The organism is Heliomarina sp., from assembly GCF_052826185.1.
In genome coordinates, this window is record NZ_JBRBUI010000029.1 from 22019 (window position 1) to 28571 (window position 6553).

At 58.8% G+C, this 6553-nt stretch carries 5 protein-coding genes; 4 read left to right on the top strand and 1 reads right to left on the bottom strand.

The window, feature by feature from the left end:
* Nucleotides 1–288: 288 nt before the first annotated feature.
* The 4 genes from ACU0FH_RS10825 to ACU0FH_RS10840 all read left to right on the top strand — a co-directional run bounded on the left by ACU0FH_RS10825 (nucleotide 289) and on the right by ACU0FH_RS10840 (nucleotide 5074).
* On the top strand, nucleotides 289–1065 hold the full coding sequence (locus ACU0FH_RS10825) for a hypothetical protein (protein WP_446194622.1): 777 nt from the start codon (nucleotides 289–291) through the stop codon (nucleotides 1063–1065).
* Nucleotides 1066–1250: 185 nt separating this feature from the next.
* Nucleotides 1251–1679, top strand: a complete 429-nt coding sequence (locus ACU0FH_RS10830; protein WP_446194623.1) for a helix-turn-helix domain-containing protein — start codon at nucleotides 1251–1253, stop codon at nucleotides 1677–1679.
* A gap of 114 nt (nucleotides 1680–1793) precedes the next feature.
* Nucleotides 1794–3668, top strand: coding sequence for a hypothetical protein (locus tag ACU0FH_RS10835; RefSeq protein ID WP_446194624.1), 1875 nt, complete (start codon nucleotides 1794–1796; stop codon nucleotides 3666–3668).
* A gap of 2 nt (nucleotides 3669–3670) precedes the next feature.
* Nucleotides 3671–5074, top strand: a complete 1404-nt coding sequence (locus ACU0FH_RS10840) for a hypothetical protein (protein ID WP_446194625.1) — start codon at nucleotides 3671–3673, stop codon at nucleotides 5072–5074.
* A gap of 408 nt (nucleotides 5075–5482) precedes the next feature.
* Here the strand turns inward: ACU0FH_RS10840 and ACU0FH_RS10845 are convergent, their stop codons facing one another.
* Nucleotides 5483–5866 (bottom strand): hypothetical protein, encoded by a 384-nt coding sequence (locus ACU0FH_RS10845; protein ID WP_446194626.1) that lies wholly within the window; start codon nucleotides 5864–5866, stop codon nucleotides 5483–5485.
* Nucleotides 5867–6553 lie beyond the last annotated feature (687 nt).

Below are 6553 nucleotides of genomic sequence, written 5' to 3' on the forward strand. Positions count from 1 at the left end.
TTCTGGTGATTTCTGGGATTACTTCTAAGTTCTGTGAGTTCTCTAATTCCTCAGAGCCATATTCCTCTTAAAATCAGAAGACTACGGAAAATCTCGGTCGCCAGAACCGGGTTGCTTCTCATCAGGGGCGGGGTAGGGCGGCAGTGTTGCGGGGGCTTTTGCCACGCAAACGGGCACGCTGCAGGTACCAACGGGATGACCGATAATCTCGCCGGGCTGCTCCCGCGATTTCCGCGCCCTCTGAAAGAGACGCATCTGCTTGGTAATCACTGACACGAAGGAGCAGATATGGCGGCTGACAACGGCAAAATTCAGATCTCGCAAAACCTTCTTGCCCATATCATGAATGCGGGATTGAGCCTGGCGTCCCTTAAACTGATGATTGCCTTGATCCATCACCAGGAACTCAACGGTCTTTGGATTTCGGATGCGATAGAGGCGCCGTGTGTCGCGCGGACGTGGGGGGAGGGGACCCGACTGCGCTCCGTCGTCGGTCCGAAGCGCGAAAACGGGGCAACGTCACTTCATAAGCTGATCGCAGAAGCACGGCTGACGGAGCTCTTCGACGAAATCCGGCTCGTCAAGCGTAACCGGATCCTGGAATGGCAATTTTCCAGCCTGGTTCATGGGCTCATGCTCGACCGGGCAAAGGGGTACTACACGCTCCTTGACCTCTCAGAGGTCGCAGACTGTCGCACACGCGAGGATCTCTCTTATCTCGTTATGATCCGGCATCACTACAAAGCAAAGGCACCAAAAATTGTGGGTCCGTCCGCGACGGACTGGGGCCGCGTACGTGCACGGCACATGAGATCCCTGGCCCGGATCGCGAAGATGACGGGCGTGACGTTGGTGGTCGCCGAGACCCGGGACAAGAATGACTACCACCTGCATCATGTCACCTGCAGGTTTTGCCATCCGGAAACCACGTGGTGGATTTCAGCGTTCAAAAAGCACCCCGTGGGCGCAAAAGTGACGCTGCTCGATAGCACGGGCGTGCGCCGTGTCGACCCAGAATCCTTCGACTTCACCCAGCTGCCCGGAGTCGTTCCGGATCCACCCTGACAGTAGGTGTCCTCTATCCAACAGCCGCCCTCTCAGACCGCCCTGTGGTTGGCCATCCGACCATAGATCATGTCGGCTCAGACTCCGAGGCAGCTGCGCCTGGGACCAGGTCAAAACCGTAGACCCCGTTTGGATTAACCGATCATTTTACCTTGGTCCTCTCTGATTCAACGAGACAGAGACAGATGCCAGAGCAACCAAGATCGTCACCACACCAGGCTTCGAACCCCGATCTTTTCGACAGAGCTCGACTGATCCAGCGATGGCAACATGGCAGTGAGTCCTTCTTCCAGCGGCATGAGCGACACGGCCGTCTGACGGCGGTCACGGATGGAACGAAGGTCCGTTACCGACGCCACGACGTCCACGCGTTTGAAGGCGGGCAGCCTCCTGCAGGGATGGAGGCGGCGTATGCCGAGGATCTTCTGACCGAATTTCAAGTTGCTCGGCTCAGCTCGGTCAAACCGTCGTATGTTCTCACCGCAGCGCGCCGAGGAGAACTCCTCGCGCGCCGTATCGGCAGCGCTTATCGCTTCGTGCCGGCCGAAGTCGAGGCCTGGCAGAAACGGCGGTTCTTGAACCGCAAAACACTGAAATCAATACAAAAATCCTGAAATGAATGACACGGCCGGTGAAGTTTACGGTCCAAACTTCGCCCCCCGTTCCGTTCATCTCTGAGGAATGAACGGTCCGGTGGCCGAATGACCATCAACAGAAGGCAATGAACGATGAGCAGTCAAAACACAATCATTCTGAAGACCCTGAAAGATGTCCAGCACGTTCTCCCGGCGATCTATTCTGAGGCCTCCGCGAAGACGCTCGATGCGGCGCTGCGCAAGGCCGAACGGCTCACCGGCCGCAGGTTGTCGCAGCTCCCGGCTGATGAGAACGCCTGGTTCGAGATGGCACGCGGCATCATCTGGGCCGGTGAGTTCCGGGGCGTAACGCCCGGGGATCAGCAGGATAACTACGAGACCTGGGTCAAGAAGATCGCCGCGATGATCCGGCGCGCGCAGCAGCATGTCGCGCTGCCCGTCGCCGTCGCGAGCGAGAAGGCGGCTTGGGATCAGATCGTTAACTATACCGCCTCCGTCGAGAACACCTTCGACGAGTGTGGTGCCCGCATCCTGCCGAACTTGTTTGCCCGCAGCATGGAGACGCTTCGTGTTCGGTGCGCCACTTTCCACCCTGCCGGATTAACGACGGAGACCGCAAAAACGGCACTGGTGGCTTGCCGGGCGGACAAAGTAACCTCATTCCGGAATTCGATTTCAGCGTTCAACTCACTGATCCGAGATCGCCACAAGCACGCGCCGATCGCTCACCTGCTTCCCAGCGAGCCGATTGGCTCGCTCCCATTGCTGCGGGATCCCAAGCTCGAGTGGGATAAGTTCTCGGAAGGGTTTATCGCATCGCGTGACCGCGCTATTTGGGCCGCCGTTGCGCCCGACAAGAAGAAGCGACGGGATCGCTTCGGGGGACGCCTCGGCGAAAGCAAGCTCGCTGTGGCAGGCCGTCGGAAAGGTCGGCGGAGGAAAGTCAGAAACGTCGACGCGGCGAGAAAGGTTCATCTCAATGCATTGAGTTGGTTTATCCGGCATGCGTTTCCTTGCCGCGAAGAAGCTTACGAGTTTACGTCCGTCGAAGACCTGTTCGAGCCCGAGATCATTACGCGCGCCGTCGAAAATTATGTGGCGCGAGCGAAGGCGTCCGACATCCTCATCGATCCGAACGATACGGCATCCGCGAGCACGATCCTGTCGCGCCTGCAAACCCTTGCTGACAGCAATGGCTGGTCGGAAGATGCGATCTTCGAACTCGAAGACGCTCGGTTCGACCAAGTCGACAGCTACCAGTCCCGGGAGATGTCGAAGGAGCGGGAGCAGTTCGTGCAACTCGTCGAACGCGATCCCTCGATTGCCTGGGCCATCGTCGCCGGGCCGCGTCGGCTCGCCGCAGAGGCGCAACTGGTGTTCGACGATTGGGACAATCACAAGACACGCGCGCAGGAAGAGGCCTTGCATCTCTCCATGGGCGCGGCTCTGCTGGCCCTTCAGTTGGCACGCGCGGTACGCAGTCGCAATCTGAACCTTCTGCTGGTCGAGGGCCCGGACGCGGAGCTGGTCCGCCCCCTGAGAGAGTCAAAACCATGGCTCGACATCGGGCGATCGCGTGTGAAGAACCGGCGTCCGATCCAGGGGGAGATCTCTGAGCGTCAATGGTTGGTCATCGTCGGTTGGCTGGACGAAGGTTTGCCGAGATGGTGTGAGAAGCACGACATCGATGCAGATGAAAACACGCTCCTGTTGCCGGGACCGAAGGGCGTGCTCTCCCGCCAGTCGTTCAACCGCGTCTGGAACCGCTGTGTCGCGCGCATCGGCGTCCCCGGCCTCAAGCCACACCTGATGCGCCACGTGGCGGCGACGATCTGGCTCGCGGCCAACCCTGGGGACTATGCGACCGTCGCGGCGTTTCTGTGTGACAGCGTCAAAACGGTCGAGAAGTTCTACGCGCGCGGCGAGGGCGCCGCCGCGGCAAAACTCTTCGCCGAGGCCCTCGAGGCTCTCGATCCTACCCTGAAATCGTACATGAAACGGAGGTGACCATGTCATCCCTCGAGACACGCATCGCCGATTTGGCCTCCCGTATGCCCCATGTCCCCAACGCAGTCACTGCTCCCATGCAGACCCATCTTTTGCAAAATGGCGACTTCTCTCAGAGAGGCATGCCTGCGGTGCTCGAGGAGTTTTATGCTCGTCTCGAGGCGGCAGGCCTGCCGCCCGAGCGAGTGACCGACGAGATATTCCGTGGCGTCGGACGCTCCCGTTCGCGCTTTCGGTGCCTCATCGCTGCGCTGAGGCAGTTTGCACCGGCGGTGCCGCTGGCGGCCTCCGCGCCAGTGAAACAGGAGTGGGACCGATGGTTGAATGACCGGTACAACAAAAAGGCTCCCGTCGCGCGGAGGTTGACGCGTGTCGGGCTCGCCCCGGAGGCGTGGCCCGATTCATGGTCCTCAGCGCTTCCCGTTCTGGATCGGACGGTTCGCCCCTATGGGCGACGCCTTCGAAAACTCGGCCCAAAGACGAGGCAGGCGGTGATCTCGTCGGTCGGACTGCTGGCGCGATCGCGAACTTGGGCAGAGAAGCGGGGCGTCAACCTGCCGGTGGAGCCATCAGAAGACCTCTTTCTGGGGTATCTTCATTACCTGCAGGAGGAACGGGTCATCAGCTTCGGAACGGCGCGAGACTATCTCGAACGCGCCCGGATGTTTTTCCTGCGGGCCGGAATGTTCGACGAGGCCGGCTACGCCACAGTGGGCGAGCTGATTGGCGCGTTGAACGAGGAAGCGACCGACGAAGACCCAGGAAAGTGGGCCAAGCTTCGCGCTTTCCGTCGAGAGTTCACCCTCGCGGACATTCTGAAAAAGGCGCGAACGTCCTCCGAAGGCGCCCACTCATTGCCGGGCCACTCGACCGCGGCATTCAAGCTGCGACAAAAAGGAATGATCTACGCATTGCTGGTGAACTCCGGGGACCGCCAAGGGGACCTCCGTAAGTATCGGATCGGCATCGATCTCGTCCGCGATAAAAACGGCGATTGGCGCCATGGGATCCGGCAGAACAAGACTGGCAACACGAAAGAAATCGAGGCGCTCTGGCCCGGCACCTCCGCCCTGATCGATCGTCATATTCTGGGTGACCGGCCGGATTGGCTAATCCTGGACAGGTTGCAAGAAGTGGACGGGCTGAACCTGCTGACGCTTTCTGAACAGGTCGTGCACAAGGGATACATCAATGCGCGTCTCAAGCAGGACTTCCGCGTGCATGGACACCTCGTGCGCACGATGATCGCCGATCTGATCCGTCGGACCCGCCCGGACGCGCTTTGGGCACTTCAGCAGATGCTCGGACACACAGACCGCACGACGCAAAAGGTGTATCGCTCCGAATTCGATGAAAGTCAGGCCGTCAGGGCATTCGACGAACTCTACGCACGACTGTCCGAATGATGATAAGTTGTGGTTTCAGCTCGTGGGAATGACACCGGCGTGCGCACGCCGCTTCTGTCTCGCTACGGGCTTTTTACACTGCAGTGTATGGCCGCCTGTGATTGGGGGACGTAGGCTGGTGTGTAGCGCGTTGCCAAATCTCCGAGAACGCTGTCGCGAAGGGGGATGATAATTTGCTTCCAATCAGGTCGGTATGGCACGCGTTGCGATGACCGGCTAACGCGGCATTGAGAAAAACGGGTTCCGAATTCTGGAAGCCGTTCGCCGTCCTTGGCGCGTGCGGGGTCAAAATTTGCGGGTCGAGCACCGCAACATGTGTGCTCGACCCGCCGAGGCACCGACCGCTATGTCGACACGCGCATCTGGGGTGCGCTTGGCGTAACACTTGGTCAGGGATCTCAGAACTGATCAGGCCGCGCTGCCAAGCGTGTCGCCTGAAAAAAATTCATAATAGGTGTCTATGCAGTTTACGAGACCTGCCTCGACGACTTCGAGCTTTTCTTCGTCTGTCTGTGCGGACAGGAGCGCATCACAGGGTATGGAATAGATTTCCATTCCATCGGATTGATAATGCGCAGTTACTCGGAGGAAAAAGCACTCTCCCGACGCTTCCGCAATGCTCGGGCTGCATAGGATGTACAGCGGGATAAGATCATCTTTCTGTGAAAGCCAATACACGACATCGGGCGTGAGCTGGTTGAGCAGATAGCGTGCGGCGCTTTCTGTAACCTCGCTCTCGCTGGTGCCATAAAATGCGGCGTTTGTAGTGCTGAGGATGATGGGTTTGTTCACGTTGGATATCCTTTCTGCGTGAAGTGGTGATAGGGAGTATGTCGGTTCGAGGTATTGCCAACGGAAACGCAAATCTCGCGGCACGACCCGCTCCCGCAGAAAATTTGGGATCGAGCACGCATACACAGAAATTGGCAAACAGATGGCTGACCGCATTCCCGAGCGCAGTTTGGATCATGACCAGGTATGGCCATGACGCCTCCGCGCTATTGCGCCGGGGTGGCCTCCTTGATCCGTTCACTGCCGCCAAGCATATGCAGCAGGCGGCCAGAGGTCTGAGACACGAGTTTGTCGAGCACATTGCGAAACGCGCTCCACATCATGAGATGGGTATCACCCCGCAGTGCCGGAGTTGATCTACAACGTGGGGCACAGCCGTCGCTTACAATGCTCCTGAGGCCAAGTCAGGGTCAGGCTATGAGCCCTGATGGACGTACCAATCTCCTCAGTAGCGATGAAGGAGACAATACATGCAAACCGCTAACACTCTCACCCTCTCGAAGGACAACCGCATCTGTCCCTACAACTACGATTATGACCTGTGCGGTGACCTGCCCCCCGCGAAATCCCTCATCATGATGTAGAGTCTGCCCAACCTTGAAGGAGCAGACGAATGCGAAAGAGCCGTTTTACCGAGGCGCAGATTATCGGGATGATCAAGGAGCAAGAGGCGGGCATGCCGACGGC